The 13,802-nt window shown below is 75.8% G+C and carries 14 protein-coding genes; 6 read left to right on the forward strand and 8 right to left on the reverse strand.

Going from position 1 to position 13,802, the window contains the following annotated elements; genetic code table 11:
* Positions 1–70: 70 nt before the first annotated feature.
* The gene (locus tag CLV28_RS11000; protein WP_100423358.1) at positions 71–868 is read left to right on the forward strand and encodes a DUF899 family protein; all 798 of its coding nucleotides are present in this window, start codon (positions 71–73) and stop codon (positions 866–868) included.
* Between the two features lie 10 nt (positions 869–878).
* Here CLV28_RS11000 and CLV28_RS11005 read toward each other — a convergent pair whose 3' ends face one another.
* Both CLV28_RS11005 and CLV28_RS11010 read right to left on the reverse strand, forming a co-directional pair.
* Complete coding sequence (locus tag CLV28_RS11005; RefSeq protein ID WP_100423359.1) at positions 879–2,036, reverse strand: sensor histidine kinase; 1,158 nt, start codon at positions 2,034–2,036, stop codon at positions 879–881.
* Positions 2,033–2,785, reverse strand: a complete 753-nt coding sequence (locus CLV28_RS11010; protein ID WP_100423360.1) for a response regulator transcription factor — start codon at positions 2,783–2,785, stop codon at positions 2,033–2,035. Before CLV28_RS11010 ends, CLV28_RS11005 begins: the two co-directional genes overlap by 4 nt.
* A gap of 155 nt (positions 2,786–2,940) precedes the next feature.
* On the opposite strand from CLV28_RS11010, the gene CLV28_RS11015 reads away from it, so the two are divergent.
* Genes CLV28_RS11015 through CLV28_RS11025 form a run of 3 tightly spaced genes read left to right on the forward strand, consistent with a single transcriptional unit; the run spans position 2,941 to position 5,068 of the window.
* Positions 2,941–3,642 carry a glycosyltransferase family 2 protein gene (locus CLV28_RS11015; RefSeq protein ID WP_100423480.1) on the forward strand — a complete coding sequence of 234 codons (702 nt, stop codon included), beginning with the start codon at positions 2,941–2,943 and terminating at the stop codon, positions 3,640–3,642.
* Positions 3,639–4,418 (forward strand): TIGR04282 family arsenosugar biosynthesis glycosyltransferase, encoded by a 780-nt coding sequence (locus tag CLV28_RS11020; RefSeq protein WP_100423361.1) that lies wholly within the window; start codon positions 3,639–3,641, stop codon positions 4,416–4,418. The genes CLV28_RS11015 and CLV28_RS11020 overlap by 4 nt, the downstream gene beginning before the upstream one ends.
* The gene (locus CLV28_RS11025) at positions 4,415–5,068 is read left to right on the forward strand and encodes a methyltransferase domain-containing protein (RefSeq protein WP_100423362.1); all 654 of its coding nucleotides are present in this window, start codon (positions 4,415–4,417) and stop codon (positions 5,066–5,068) included. Before CLV28_RS11020 ends, CLV28_RS11025 begins: the two co-directional genes overlap by 4 nt.
* 2 nt (positions 5,069–5,070) lie before the next feature.
* On the opposite strand, the gene CLV28_RS15560 is transcribed toward CLV28_RS11025, so the two are convergent.
* Entirely contained in the window at positions 5,071–5,703 is a 633-nt protein-coding gene (locus CLV28_RS15560; protein WP_157802613.1) for a hypothetical protein, read from the reverse strand.
* A complete protein-coding gene (locus CLV28_RS11035) occupies positions 5,700–6,788 on the reverse strand; it encodes an OmpA family protein (protein ID WP_100423363.1) in 1,089 nt (362 codons plus the stop codon). The genes CLV28_RS15560 and CLV28_RS11035 overlap by 4 nt, the downstream gene beginning before the upstream one ends.
* 247 nt (positions 6,789–7,035) lie before the next feature.
* Here CLV28_RS11035 and CLV28_RS11040 point away from each other — a divergent pair, with 247 nt between their 5' ends.
* Positions 7,036–7,686, forward strand: a complete 651-nt coding sequence (locus tag CLV28_RS11040) for a hypothetical protein (protein ID WP_100423364.1) — start codon at positions 7,036–7,038, stop codon at positions 7,684–7,686.
* A gap of 293 nt (positions 7,687–7,979) precedes the next feature.
* Here the strand turns inward: CLV28_RS11040 and CLV28_RS11045 are convergent, their stop codons facing one another.
* Positions 7,980–9,674 carry an FAD-dependent oxidoreductase gene (locus tag CLV28_RS11045; RefSeq protein ID WP_170062658.1) on the reverse strand — a complete coding sequence of 565 codons (1,695 nt, stop codon included), beginning with the start codon at positions 9,672–9,674 and terminating at the stop codon, positions 7,980–7,982.
* 76 nt (positions 9,675–9,750) lie between these two features.
* Between CLV28_RS11045 and CLV28_RS11050 the strand changes: the two genes are divergently transcribed.
* Positions 9,751–10,320, forward strand: coding sequence for a helix-turn-helix domain-containing protein (locus CLV28_RS11050; RefSeq protein WP_100423366.1), 570 nt, complete (start codon positions 9,751–9,753; stop codon positions 10,318–10,320).
* Positions 10,321–10,521: 201 nt separating this feature from the next.
* Here the strand turns inward: CLV28_RS11050 and CLV28_RS11055 are convergent, their stop codons facing one another.
* The 3 genes from CLV28_RS11055 to CLV28_RS11065 form a co-directional block, all read right to left on the reverse strand.
* Positions 10,522–10,974 carry a hypothetical protein gene (locus CLV28_RS11055; RefSeq protein WP_100423367.1) on the reverse strand — a complete coding sequence of 151 codons (453 nt, stop codon included), beginning with the start codon at positions 10,972–10,974 and terminating at the stop codon, positions 10,522–10,524.
* Positions 10,974–12,248 (reverse strand): molybdopterin-dependent oxidoreductase, encoded by a 1,275-nt coding sequence (locus tag CLV28_RS11060; protein WP_100423368.1) that lies wholly within the window; start codon positions 12,246–12,248, stop codon positions 10,974–10,976. Before CLV28_RS11060 ends, CLV28_RS11055 begins: the two co-directional genes overlap by 1 nt.
* 84 nt (positions 12,249–12,332) lie before the next feature.
* On the reverse strand, positions 12,333–13,739 hold the full coding sequence (locus CLV28_RS11065) for a hypothetical protein (protein WP_100423369.1): 1,407 nt from the start codon (positions 13,737–13,739) through the stop codon (positions 12,333–12,335).
* Positions 13,740–13,802: the final 63 nt, after the last annotated feature.

Consider the following 13,802-nt stretch of genomic DNA (forward strand, 5'->3'; position numbering starts at 1 on the left):
CGATGAGTTCTGCCGCAGCACGCGGTCTGCACCCCGAGACCACCCGACCGACCAGACCACGGAGGGCACGATGACGAGCACCCCGACCGCACCCGACGCAGTGCCCCGCGAGCAGCCACGGACGGACCTGCCGCCGGTGGTCGACCTGGAGACATGGCAGACCGCGCGTGACGAGCTCCTGGTCCGCGAGAAGGCCCACACGCGCGAGGGCGACGCCCTCGCGGCCGAGCGGCGCCGGCTGCCCATGGTCGAGGTCGACAGCACGGTCGAGGCCGTCGGCGCGGACGGCCCGGTCCCGTTCCTGTCGCTGTTCCAGGGCCGCGAGGACCTCGTCGTCTACAAGCACATGTGGCACGACGGTGCCCCTCACCAGGGCCAGTGCGAGGGTTGCACCCTGTCGGCATGGCACTTCCAGAGCTCCGTCTACCTCAACGCCGCAGGCGTCTCGTGGGCGGTCGTGACCACGGGCGCGTGGGACGAGGTCGCCCCGTTCGTCGAGTTCATGGGCTACACCGAGCCCTGGTACTCGGTGCGCGACGTCGACGGCGTGATCGGGAGCGACATGGGTTCGATCACCTGCTTCGTGCGTGACGGCGACCGCGTGTTCCTCACCTACGAGACGACGGGCCGCGGCACCGAGCTCCTCACACCGACGTTCGCCCTGCTCGACCTGACGGCGCACGGTCGACGCGAGGACTGGCAGGACTCGCCCGACGGCTGGCCCGAGGGGCACGGCGCGGGCTGGTTCTGGCGCAAGGACTCCGACGACAACCCGACCTGGGGACCGACGGGTCGCCCGGCCGCCCAGTGGAGCCGCCCCGGGGCGACGCCGGTCACGACCCTCGGACGCACGGGCGAGCACCACTGACGTACGGGCCTCAGCCCTCGAGCGCGGGGATCCGCACCTCGACGCTGCACCCCACGCCGGTCGAGCCGATCTCGACGCGCCCCGCGTGGTCCTCGACGACCTGGTCGACGATCGCGAGCCCGAGCCCGCTCGACCCGACGCGCTCGCCCGCGCCCTGGAACCCGGGCTCACGCGCGAGGGCGAGCTCGTGCGCCGGGATGCCGCCGCACGTGTCCTCGACCACGAGCCGCGCCGCGCCCTCGACCCGGGACACCGCGACGCGGACCCGCCCCCCGGCGTCCGACGAGCGGACGGCGTTGCTCACGAGGTTGTCGAGCAGCCGGCCCAGGTCGCCCGCGTCGCCCGTGACGCGGACGTCGGGCGCGACGTCCGCCACGAGCTCGACCCCCGCGTCGGTCGCGACGGGCAGGACGTGCGCGACGACGTCGCGCACCACGGCCGCGAGGTCGACCTGCGTGAACCCGCCGGTCGACGCGGGCGCGGGCGCCGTCGCGTCGGGGCGCGACAGCTCGGTCAGGTCGTCGATCATGCGGGCCATGCGCTGCACGGCCGACTCGATGCCGTCGAGCGCGGCGTCGGTGTCGGCGAACACGCCGTCGCGCAGCCCCTGCGACGCCGCGTGGATGCCCGCGAGCGGCGAGCGCAGGTCGTGGCTCACGAACGCGACGACCTGCCGGCGCGAGTCCTCGGCCGCGCGCTCGGCGGCGCGGGCCGCCGCGAGGTTGTCGCGCGTCTCGGCGAGCTCGGCGGCGAGGTGGGCGAGCTCCGCGGTGAGCGGTGCGCGCTCCTTGGCCCCGGCGTCCTTGCCCCCCGTGCCCGTGCCGGACGACGTCCCCGCGGCCGACCTCGCGAGCGCGCGTGCGTCGTCCGCGACCCGCCGCAGCTCGTGCCCGACCGCGCGGCCGAGGATCACGGCCAGCACGAGCGCGAGCAGCGACGAGACGCCGAGCACGAACCAGATGACGTCGGCGTCGTGCGACGACAGGAACATCTGGTCGACGTTGACCGCGACCGCCGTGACGACGGCCGCGAACGGCACGAGGGCCGCGACCACGAGCGCCGCGACGAGCGACCACCGGCGCGCGCGGTGCACCAGGAACATCCCGAGCCCGCCCACGACGACGGCGGCGACCACGGTCACCAGGCCCATGAACTGCAGGTCGCTCACGGCGCGGCCTCCTCGGTGGGCACGGCGTCCGTCGCGGCGTCGTCCGTGGCGAGGCAGTACCCGGCGCCGCGCACGTTGACGAGAACGGCAGGGTCGGACGGGTCGGTCTCGAGCTTGGCGCGCAGGCGGCGCACGTGCACCATGACGGTCGAGTCGTCGCCGAAGTCCCACCCCCACACGCGGCGCAGCAACTCGCGGCGGCTGAACGAGCGCCCGGGGTGCAGCGCGAGGAACTGCAGGAGCGCGAACTCGCGCGGGGCGAGCTCGACACGCCGCACGTCGTCGCCGCGTGTCGTGGTCGCGCTGCGGTCCGAGGCGTCGACGGCGAGCGCCCCGCCGGGCACCGCGAGCTCGATGCGCGAGGGCGTGGGTTCGACATGCACGGTGCCGCGCCGCAGCAGGGCCTCGACGCGCAGCACGAGCTCGCGCGCGTCGAACGGCTTGGTCAGGTAGTCGTCGGCGCCGACCTCGAGGCCCACGATCCGGTCGTCGACCGTGCCGAGCCCGGACAGCAGCACGACGGGCGTGCCGTCGCCGTCCTCGCGGTGCCGGCGCAGCAGGTCGAGGCCCGAGCGGCCGGGCAGGCGCACGTCGAGCACGACGACGTCGGGCCGCCACGTGCGCCACTCGCGCTCGCCCTCGACGGCGTCGGGCGCGTGGCGCGCGTCGTGGCCGGCGGCGCTCACGTGCGCGGCGACGGCGGTGGCGACGAGCGCGTCGTCGTCGACGACCAGGACCTTGGCGGGCATGAGGTCATGCTAGGCGCCCCGCCCGGGGCGGTGCCGCGGGTCGCGGCCTGGTACGGGCCGTTCGGCGCGTGGTGGGCGTGCTCGTCAGCGAACCGTCAGCCGACCGCGACGCCGGATCCCGGGCGAGCAACCTCGCGCCCTCGTACGGTCGAGGGATGACGCACCCTGCGACGACGCGCGACCCTGCCCCCGGGCGGCCCGCGCGCACCACGACGATCGACGTGGTCCTGCCCTGCCTCGACGAGGCCGAGGGACTGGCCTGGCTGCTGCCCCGCCTGCCGGACGGCGTCCGCGCGATCGTGGTCGACAACGGCTCGACGGACGGCTCGGCGGACGTCGCGCGCGCGCACGGCGCGCGCGTGGTCGAGGCCCAGGTCAAGGGCTTCGGGTCGGCCTGCCACGCAGGGCTGAGCGCGTCGTCGGCCGACGTGGTCGCGTTCATGGACGCGGACGCGAGCCTCGACCCGGCGCACCTGCCGCGCGTGCTCGACCCGGTGCTCGACGGCGCCGCCGACCTCGTGTTGGGCCGCCGGGACGCGGCGCGCGGCGCGTGGCCGTGGCACCTGCGGTTCGCGAACCGGGTGCTCGCGCGCCGCACGCGGCGCCGCACGGGCGTCGTCCTGCACGACCTCGGCCCGATGCGCGCGGCCCGCCGCGAGGCGCTGCTCGCGCTCGACCTACGCGACCGCCGCTCGGGCTACCCGCTCGAGATGGTCGTGCGGGCCGCGGACGCCGGGTGGCGGGTCGCCGAGGTCGACGTGCCGTACGTGCAGCGAGTGGGCCGCTCGAAGGTCACGGGCACGCCGCTCGGCGTGTGGCGCGCCGTGCAGGACATGTCGAAGGTGCTGGCCCGATGAGCGCCCGCGAACCCGCGCGCACCGTCGTGGTGCTCGCCAAGGAGCCCGTCGCGGGGCGGTCGAAGACGCGCCTGCACGCCGAGTTCACGCCCGAGCAGGCCGCGGACCTCGCGCGCGCCGCGCTCGAGGACACGTTCGACGCGGTCCTCGCGGTGCCGGACGTCGCGCGCGTCCTCGTGCTCGACGGCGACCCGGGCACCTGGGTGCCGTCGGGCTTCGACGTGCTGCACCAGGTCACCGGCGGCCTGGACCGGCGGCTCGCGGCGGCGTTCGCGGCGACCGCCGAGGAGCACGAGGGGCCGATCCTGCTCGTCGGCATGGACACCCCGCAGCTCGCGGCCCGGGGCGAGGGCGGTCACGGCCTCGACCTCGGCGCGGTCGACCTCACGGGCGCCGACGCGGTGCTCGGCCTCGCCGACGACGGCGGGTTCTGGGCGATCGGCCTGCCGCGCGGCGACCGGCACTTCTACGACTCCGTGTTCCACGGCATCCCCATGTCGACCGACACGACCGGGCAGGCCCAGCTCGACCGGCTCCGCGAGTTCGGCCTGCGCGTCACGCTGCTCCCGACGCTGCGCGACGTCGACCTGCCCGACGACGCGCGCGCCGTCGCGCACGCCGCACCCGGGACGCGCTTCGCGACCGCCTGGGCCACGGCCACGGGCGAACCCGCCCCGACGGCGTCCGCGGCCCGGCACCGGGCGGACGACGCGGCGGACGACCTCGCAGCGGGCGACCTCGGAGCGGCGGCCCCGTCCGAGGAGCCCGACGCATGACCGCGACCGACGGCGACGTGCGGCGCGTCCACCCGATCTCGCTGTACGAGGAGGCCCTCAGCGGGGCGCCCGTGCTGGCCGTGGGCGGTGACGAGGTGCGCCTGCTCGACGTCTCGACGTGGTCGGCGCCGCCGTCCGACGTCGACGAGATGCTCGTGGCGCGGTGCGTGGGGCCGGTGCTCGACATCGGCTGCGGGCCGGGGCGCCTCGCGGCGGCGCTGAGCCGGCGCGGCGTCGCGTGCCTCGGCATCGACGTCTCACGGCGCGCGGTCGACGAGGCGCGCTCGCGGGGTGCGCTCGCGCTGCGGCGGGCCGTCGAGCGCCCGCTGCCCGGCGAGGGCCGGTGGGGCACCGCGCTGCTCGCCGACGGCAACATCGGGATCGGCGGCGACCCGCGGGCGCTGCTCGCGCGCTGCCGCGAGCTCGTGGTGCCCGGCGGGCTCGTGGTCGTCGAGACCGACCCCGACGCCACGGTCGACGAGGTCGCACCCGTCGTCCTGCGCACGCCCGACGGACGCGAGAGCCACCCCATGCCGTGGGCGCGGCTCGGCGCGACCGCGCTCGTGCCGGTCGCGGCGCGCGCGGGACTGCACGTGGCCGAGGAGTGGCACCTGGGCGGGCGCACCGTCCTGGCGCTGCGCCGGCCCTGAGGTCACTCCCCCGCGTCGTGCCGGGTCACGGGCACGTCGTCGATCGGGGGCAGGTTCGGGATCTCGACCGTCACGGCCGTGGTCGCCGGGTCGAGCGGCGGCAGGAGGCAGGTCTGGGGGTAGAAGTCCGGGCCGAGCGTCTTGGGCTTGAGCGAGCACGTCTCGTGCGCCGCTCCGGCGCCCTCCGTGCTCGTGTCCACGTAGGCCTCGAGGCGCTCCTGCGTCGTCGGGTCGACCACCGCGAACCCTTCGAGGTAGTCGAAGCTCCACTGCGGTCCCGTGAAGGTGAACGCCGCGACGGTCAGCTCCCCGTCGCCCGACCGCAGGCCGAAGCTCACGAGCGTGCGGTCCGCGTACGCGTCGACCGCGTAGACCTCGGCGTCGACGGCCCCGGTCTTGCCCCCACCGCCCTCCACGTCACCGCTGGTCGAGCCGACGGCGGTCGGCACTCCCGCCCCGAACAGATCGTCCGCGACCTCGGCTGCGGACACCTCGGGCGGGGCCGTGGCCGACGGCGTGGCGCTCGCCGCCGACGACGAGGCGTCGGGGGTCGGATCGCCGCCCGTGCACCCGGCCAGGAGGGTCGCGACGACCGCGATCGCGCTCACGACGACGGTGCCCCTGCGCGCGCTCATCGTGCGTCCCCCTGCACGGAGTAGACGACCGTCACGCGACGGTTCGCCTGCTGACCCTCGGGCGTGGCGTTGCTCGCCACGGGCGCGCTCTCGCCCTTGCCGGCGGTCGTGAACGTCACCGCGTCCCCGCTCGCCGGCTCGAGCACCGAGAGCACCGCGTCGGCACGGTCCTCGGAGAGCACCTGGTTGTCGGCGTCGCTGCCGTCGGAGTCGGTGTGACCGGTGATCACGACCGTGCCCGTCCCGCGCGCCGCGATGTCCGCGGCGACGTCGTCGAGCGTCGACCGGGCCGCCGACGAGAGCGTCGCCGACCCCTTGTCGAACAGGACGTTCGCGTCGAGCGTGACCTCGACCTCCTCGGCCGTCTCGGCCGACTGCGCGACGCCCTCGACGTCCGAGGTGCGGCGGGCCAGGTCGAAGGTCGACGCAGCGGGGTCGGCCGCCCCGACCTGGTCGGACGGCGCGAGCGCGGGCCACCCCGTCCCCAGCACCGGAGCCGCCTCGGGGACGACCGGGGCGAGCGCGCCGTCGCCGACCGGCACGTCCGCCACGACCGCGCCCCGACCGATCTGCACGTCGACCGTCGTCGTGCCCTCGGGCAGCTCGGGGAACAGCGCCCACGCGACGACGAGCTGGCCCGGCCCCGCCTCCAGGTCCGTGGACGACGACGTCAGCGCCTGGCCGTCGACCACGAGCGGCCGGAAGCCCTGCAAGGTCCCGACGTCGACCAGCTCGACCGACGACGCCATGTTGTAGCCGTAGACTGACGCCTCCTGGATGTCGGACGGGAATGGGTTCGCCTCGCCGAAGCCCATGCCCACCGTGTCCTCGCCGAGCGAGTAGTACAGCGCCGTCGCACCGTCGACCCGGTAGACGCCGTGCACGACGCCACGGATCACGGGGTCCTCCGCGAGGCCGAACGTCGGGTACGCGAACCTCCCCTGCAGGGGCACCTCCGTGCCGTCGACCAGCACCGTGCCGTGCGCGAGGTCGATCCCGCCGTCGTCCGCGCCCGCCGGAGCCGCCGGCGCCGCCACCAGGACGACGGCGAGCAGCGCGAGCGTGGCGGTGCCTCTCGACGGCACTGTGAACCTTGCTGCTCGACCCATGGCCGTTCCCCCTTCGCCCCCACCCCGCCGGGTGTCTTTTCGTGCCTCGTCGCGGCCCGTCCGTCCGCGGGCGGCTGCCGCCCCGCTCGTGACTCGCCGACGGCTCCGCGTACTGTACGCGCATGCCCCCGATCCTCCGCGCGGACGACGCGCCCACGACCCGTCGGACGACGCACGTCGCGTCCGTCGCTCAGGGGACCGTCGTCGCCGGGCCGATCACCTGATGGTCAGCCTCGACGTCGGGCCCGCGCAGGACGGCACCACGCAGGGCGACACCGCGCCGACCGCCGTCCCGCAGAACGGCACCGCGCCGACCGCCGTCCCGCAAAACGGCACCACGCCGACGAGCGCAGCCCCGGCGCGGCAGATCGAGCCGTCCCTCGTGCTGCGACCCGGCGCGTTCGACCCGATCGCGCTCCTGGTGCTGCGCTGCCTGCGCCGCATCGTGTACCCGCTGCTGTTCGTCGGGTTCACGATCGCGTGGGTCAACGGCGACTTCACGGCCGAGGCGTTCGCGCGGCTCACGACGCCGACGCAGTACCTGGACGCGCTGCTCTCCCCGCTCGTGGTGGTCGCGTTCGCGCTCGGCCTGCGCGTCGTGGTCGCAGCGCTCGGGTTCGTCGTCGCGATCCCGCTCACCGCGGACGCCTGGAAGCCCGGGACCGACGCCCGGACGCTCATGCGCCGCATGTGGGACAGGTACTACCTCACCAGCTCGTACGCGACGCTCCGCTGGACGTGGGCGGTCCACCAGTTCGCGGTCGCTCGCGGCGGGGCCGCGGGCACGCTGCTCGACGTGGTCGAGCGCGTGATCCGGGTCGCGCTGCCCGTGTCGATCGGGGTGTTCGTCGTCGTGGCGCTGCGCACGCTCTGAGTCGCGCGGAGGCCTGGGCTCTCCGCGCGCCCGAGCGCCAGAGCGCCAGAGCGTCACGTTCCGGCCCCTCCGGGCGTCACGTTCCGGCCCTCAACCCCCCGAGCGCCACGTTCCGGCCCCTCCGAGCGCCACGTTCTTGCCCTCAACCCCCCGAGCGTCACGTTCTGGCCCACTCCCGAGCTCACGAGCAGGCCAGAACGTGACGCTCGAGATCGCGAGGCGGGACGCACACACGTCGGGTCGCACGCGGGACGGAACGCGCACCCCGCGGATCCGGCCGCGCCGCGCTCCCGCTACGCCCGGCGCAGCACCACGACCGTGTCCGTGACCTCGGCCTGCTGCCCCTCGGGGCCTGACGCGACGCGCCGCCGAGCCTCGGCGAGCACGACCTCGGCGTCGGCGATCCCGAGCGTCCGCGCCAGCTCGTCGGGCGTCGGGAACGTGGCGTCCTGGTCCCACGACCAGGGGGCGACCGACCCGTGGTCGACCAGCACGAGGTGCCCGCCCGACGTCAGCCTCGCGGCGGCGCGCCGTAGTGCGTCCTCGCGCACGACGCCTTCGACCGGCGTCTGGAAGTAGCTCGCGGTCACGAGGTCGACCGTGACGTCGGGCAGGGTGCGCGTGAGGTCGTGCCGTGCGGTCGTCACCCGCGCGTCCACCCCGGCGGCGCGCGCGGCGGAGTCGACGCGCGCGAGGGCCGTCGCCGACACGTCGGTGGCCGTGACGTCCCACCCCTGCTGCGCGAGCCACACCGCGTCTCCGCCGTGCCCGCACCCGAGGTCGAGCGCGCGGCCCGGCGTCAGCCCGAGGTCTCCGAGCACCGCGACGAGCGCGGCGTTCGGTCGGCTCCCCCAGGCCGGGTCCGTGCCCTGGTAGCGCTGCTCCCAGAAAGCCTCGCTCGGCGTGCTCAAGCTGTCGGACGCCGCGCTCCCGCCCGTGGTCCTGACGCCGGCCGCAGCCGCCCCGGCCTCGACGTCGGCGACCGCGAGAGCCCGCCGGACGTCGTCCTCCACGAGGTCGTGGTTGAGCATCGCCGCGGCGAACGCGCCCGCGCCGATCGCGACGGGCACGGTCGCGGCGGGGTTGACGACGTTGCCGACGGCCCAGAGGCCGTCGACGCTCGTGCGCCCCGCGGCGTCGACGGTCACGAACGACCCCCACGGCGTGTCGGCGCGCTCGGCGCCGAGCCCGCGCAGCACGTCGTCGAGCGGCTCGAACGTGGGTGCGGTGAAGAGCCGGTCGAGGTCGATCGTCCGGCCCGCGACGCGGACCGACAGGGCCGAGTCCGTACCCGCCCAGATCTGCTCGACGACGCCCTCGACCACCTCGACACCGCGCGCGTCAAGCGCGCGTCGGGTGGCGTCGTCCGGCAGGCCGACCTCCCCGGTCAGGTAGACGACGCGCGCCGACCACTGGCGCAGCAGCTGGGCCTGCGCGGGGCTGCCCGGCCCGGTCGCGAGGACGCCGATCCGCCCGTCCGCGACCTCGAACCCGTCGCAGTACGGGCACGAGACGACGCCGCGCCCCCACTCCTCGCGCAGGCCCGGGACGTCGGGGAGCCGGTCGCGCAGCCCGGTCGCGACCACGACATGACGGGTGCGGTGCGTCGCGCCGTCGTCGCTCGTGACGACGAGCGCGTCCCCGTCGCGGAGGACGCCGGTCGCCTGGACCGTGCGGATCACGCCGCCGTAGCCCGCGACCTCGTCGCGTCCCGTGGCGAGCAGCGCGAGCGGCGACCGCCCGTCGTGGCCGAGCACGCCGTGCATGTGCGCCGCGAAGCGGTTGCGCGGCGCTCCGGCGTCGAGCACGAGCACGCGGCGGCGAGCGCGGACGAGCGTCAGCGCGGCGCTCAGGCCGCCGCTGCCGCCACCGATCACGACGACGTCCCACGGGGTATCGCTCGTGGGGGTGGGCGTGGTCGCGGACGACGGCGCGGGGGCGGTGTGGTCGGGTGCTGGCTGGTCGGCCGCGGGGCGCGTGGTGTCCATGCCGCCACTCTCGCGAGCGCGCGCGACGAGTGCAATCATGTTTGCGACTTCCGCAAACCCGGGAATGAGGAGTGCCATGGACGACGACCTCGACGCCGTGCTGGCCGACGTCGGCCCCCGACTGCGCGAGACGCGCCGCCACCGCGGTCGCACGCTCGCGGAGGTCGCGGCCGAGACCGGGCTGTCGATCAGCACCCTCTCGCGCCTCGAGTCGGGTGCGCGGCGTGCGTCGCTCGACGTCCTCCTGCCGCTGGCGCGCACCTACCGGGTGCCGCTCGACGACCTCGTCGGGGCGCCCGCCGTGAGCGACCCGCGCGTGCACCCTCGACCCGTGCGCCGCAACGGCATGGTGTACGTGCCGCTGACCCACCCGGGCAGCGAGGTGCTCGCGTTCAAGATGATCCTGCCGCCGCACGACCCGGACGCACCGCTCACGACCCGCCGACACCAGGGCTACGAGTGGGTCTACGTGCTCGCCGGCGTGCTGCGCCTCCAGCTCGACGACGTGACGACGCTCGTGCGGGCCGGCGAGGCCGCGGAGCTCGACACGCGCAGGCCGCACGCGCTCGCGTCGGGCGACGGCGCGGCGACGGTCGAGCTGCTCGCGATCGTGAGTCCCCAGGGCGAGCGCATCCACCTCGGCTGAGCCCCGGGCCGGGGCGCTCGGCTCGCGTGTGCGCGAGCGCCACGTTCGGGCCCCGTCCGAGCGCCACGTTCCGGCCCTCACGTACGCGAGCGCCACGTTCGGGCCCCGTCCCACGCGCACGAACGGGCCGGAACGTGGCGCTCGGGTGCAGGACGGCCCGTGGGCGCGACCGCGGCGACCGCGCAGCCCGGACGCCGCGCCTCAGCGTGGCCGCCGCGCCCCGCCCAGGAACATCCCGACGAGCACCCCGACGACGAGCACGATGCCCGCGAGCGCGAGCGCGGCGCCGACGTCCTGCGGCACGACCGACGGGTTCGCGCGCGTCGCGGCGCCCGCGACCAGCGCGACCGCGACGATCCCGAGCACGGCGAGCGCGAGCAGACCGCCGCGCAGCGCGGGCCGCCAGCTCGGGGGCACGCGCGGCAGCACGACGACCCCGACGAGCAGCGCGAGCGGCACGAGCACGGCGTCGTGCACCACGACCCCGCCCGCGAGCCAGAGCAGCACGTTGATCCGCTGGCTCGTCGAGGGCACGGTCGTGAGGGCGGTCAGCACCCCGAAGGCGAGCAGCGCGGCACCGCCGATCCACAGCACCCACCGCAGCGCGGCCTGGCCGCGCGAGGTCGAGGCCGGCGTCGCGTCGTACTCGCGCATCAGGCCGCGCCCCCGTCGATCACGGAAAGCCGCGCGACCCACTTGGTCTGGAGCACCCCGGGCCGGTTGGGCGCGATGATCCGCGCGGGGAACCCGTGGTCGACGTCGAGGTCCTCGCCGTCGAGGCGCAGCGCGAGCAGCGTGTCGTCGTGCGCGACGTACTCGTGCTGCAGCACCGACCGGCTGTACGAGCCGCCCTGCTGGAGGCTCTCGACCGCGAGGTCGGCGGTCTCCTGCGCGCCGACCATCGCGACGAGGTCGCGCACCCGCACACCCTCCCAGCGTGCGGTCGCGCTCCAGCCCTCGACGCAGGCGATCGGCAGCACCGCCTCGTGCAGGTCCATCGCGAGCAACGCCGCACGGTCGAGCTCGCGCGTGCCGCCCGGACCTTCGAGGCGCAGCACCCACGCCGGGTCCACGGCCGTCTCGCTCACCCCTGCCGCCGCGGCGGTCTTGTTGACGGGCAGCCCCTGCGGCCCGACGCGCGGGTCGCGCGGTGCGAGCACCGCGAGCGGCGCCAGGGGTCGCACGGTCTGCCCGACGGTCAGCGCCGTCAGCCCGAGCACCGTGACCGCGACCCCCGCGAGGAAGCCTCGACGCGTGGCCGCCGACCCGTCGGCGTCGGGCACGGGCAGGACGACGTTCTCGCCGTCCGGCACGGACGAGAGCTGGCCGTCCATCCCGGCCGCGGCGACGACGTCCACCCCGAGGGTGCCGGCGGGCACGACGCTGCCCTCGTCGACGATCTCGCCGTCGACGATCCGGGTACGCAGGGCCCGCACGATGATCGGCAGCTTCACCCCGACGTGGATCACGAGCGAGCCGATCACGACCCAGGCCGTCGCGTAGTGCACGGCGACGAACGAGAACGCCCACGGGTACCACTGGAAGACGTTGAACAGGCCCGTGACGAGCTGGAAGATCGACGACGCGACGAGCAGTGCCACGCTCGCCCGCTCGAGCGCATGCGCGGGGCTCTTGACGGGCGGCGACTCGAACAGCGCCGGGTAGACCGCGTAGAGCTTCGCGAGCAGCAGCGGCAGGCACGCGATACCGGCCGCGACGTGCACGCCCTGCGTCACGCGGTAGCCCCACGACGGCTCGGGCAGCAGCGGCATCCACGGCAGCGGGTTCTGCAGGAAGTGCGACACGAGTCCCGTCACGAACACCACGACGAACGCGATGCCGAGCCACACCCCGACACGCGCGACGACGCGCTCGTCGTGGATCGGCGAACGGAAGGCCTCCGGCGTCGGAGGTCGGGGCAGTCCCATGCTCCGAGGGTAGGCAGGGTCGGACGACGGTGCCGGGCGTGGCGCCTGACGGTCGGCTGACGGGGTGGTCGGCCCGGCGTGGAACTACCAGGCGGTGCGCACGAACGTCTCGATCGCAAGCGCGGCGAGTGCCTGCGCGACGAGCCACCACCGCAGCGTGCCCGCCCAGCCCGGGCGCGGGAGGTCGTCGGTCGGCGCGAACCCGGCCGGTACGTCGTCCGCCACCGTGGTGCCGGACCGCCCGGCTCGCCCCGTCACGGGACGCGTCGCGAGGGCCGCCGCGGCGGGCACGACCCAGCACGCGACGGGCAGCCAGATGCGCTCGACCTCCCCCTTCTCGAACCCGCCGAGCGCCCCGGCCGCGGCGGTCGCGAGCGCGAGGCCCGCGAGCCAGCGCGTGCCGCGGTCGAGCTCGCGCCACCGGGTGAGGCCGCCCACGCCTGCCGGGCCGATCAGCACGGCCAGCAGCGCGGCGTCCGCCACGACGAAGTACAGGTAGGGGCGGGCGTCGGCGATGCCGCGCGTGAACGCCTCGTGCGTCGCGGCGAGCCCGTCCCAGATCCAGTACCCGCCGATCCCCCACGCGACGACGCTCGCGAGCACGACCGCCCCGGCGACGACGGTCGGCGCCCACCGGCGCGTGACGATCGGCACCGCGAGCACCACGAGCGCCATGTGCGCGAGGCCCCACGACAGGAACGGCGCCGCGCCCAGGACGACGCCCGCGGCGACCGCGAGCGCCCACCGTCCGCGCGTCCGCCCATCGGGTCCGAGCCGCGAGGCCATGGCCAGGAGCGCGACGCCCCACGCGAGGGCGCCCGCGTAGAACGCGTCGGCGGACGTCGCGACCCACAGCGCGGAGGGTGCGAGGACGACGGCGGGCAGGGCGAGGCGGGCGGTGCGTTCAGCGCCGAGCGCGCGGAGCGTGATCGCGACGGCGACGACGGCGCTGGTGCCCGCGAGGATCACGAGCGCGGCGGCCCAGCCCGCGCCGCCGAGGCCGAGGCGGTCGAGGCCCGCGAGCAGGAGCGTGAACGCGGGCGGGTGGCCGCGCACGTGCACGGGGTAGGCGACGGGGTCGTCCTGGAGGGTCGCGACGAACCCGGCGGGGTCGGCGGCGACGTCCGGGACGGCCGCGAGGTAGTCCTGCTCGTGCAGCAGCGGCGCGGTGAGGGTCGACCACCCGGCGGTCGCGGCGAGCGCGACGGTCCACGCGAGCGTCGCGGCCCAGGCGGCGAGCAGCAGGGGGCGCCAGCGCCAGGTCGTGGCGGCGCGCGGACCCCACGCGACGACGGCGGCCGCGACCAGGGCCGCGACGCCCGTCCACGGTCCGGCGTCGAGGTGGAACGTCCCGACGAACGGCATCGCGGCGCCCGCGAGCATGACCTCGCCGCGCGCGTCGAGCGCGGCGCCCCACAGGGTCAGCAGCGGCAGCGCGACCGCGACCACGACGACCGCGAGCACCGCGGCCCGCTGGCCGCGCGGGGCCACGGACCTTCCCTGAGCGTCACCTTCTGGCCCCTCCCCCCGGCCCGGAAGGGGCCTGGACGTGAC

This window comes from Sediminihabitans luteus, assembly GCF_002797595.1.
In the GTDB taxonomy this organism is placed as follows: Bacteria; Actinomycetota; Actinomycetes; order Actinomycetales; family Cellulomonadaceae; genus Paraoerskovia; species Paraoerskovia lutea.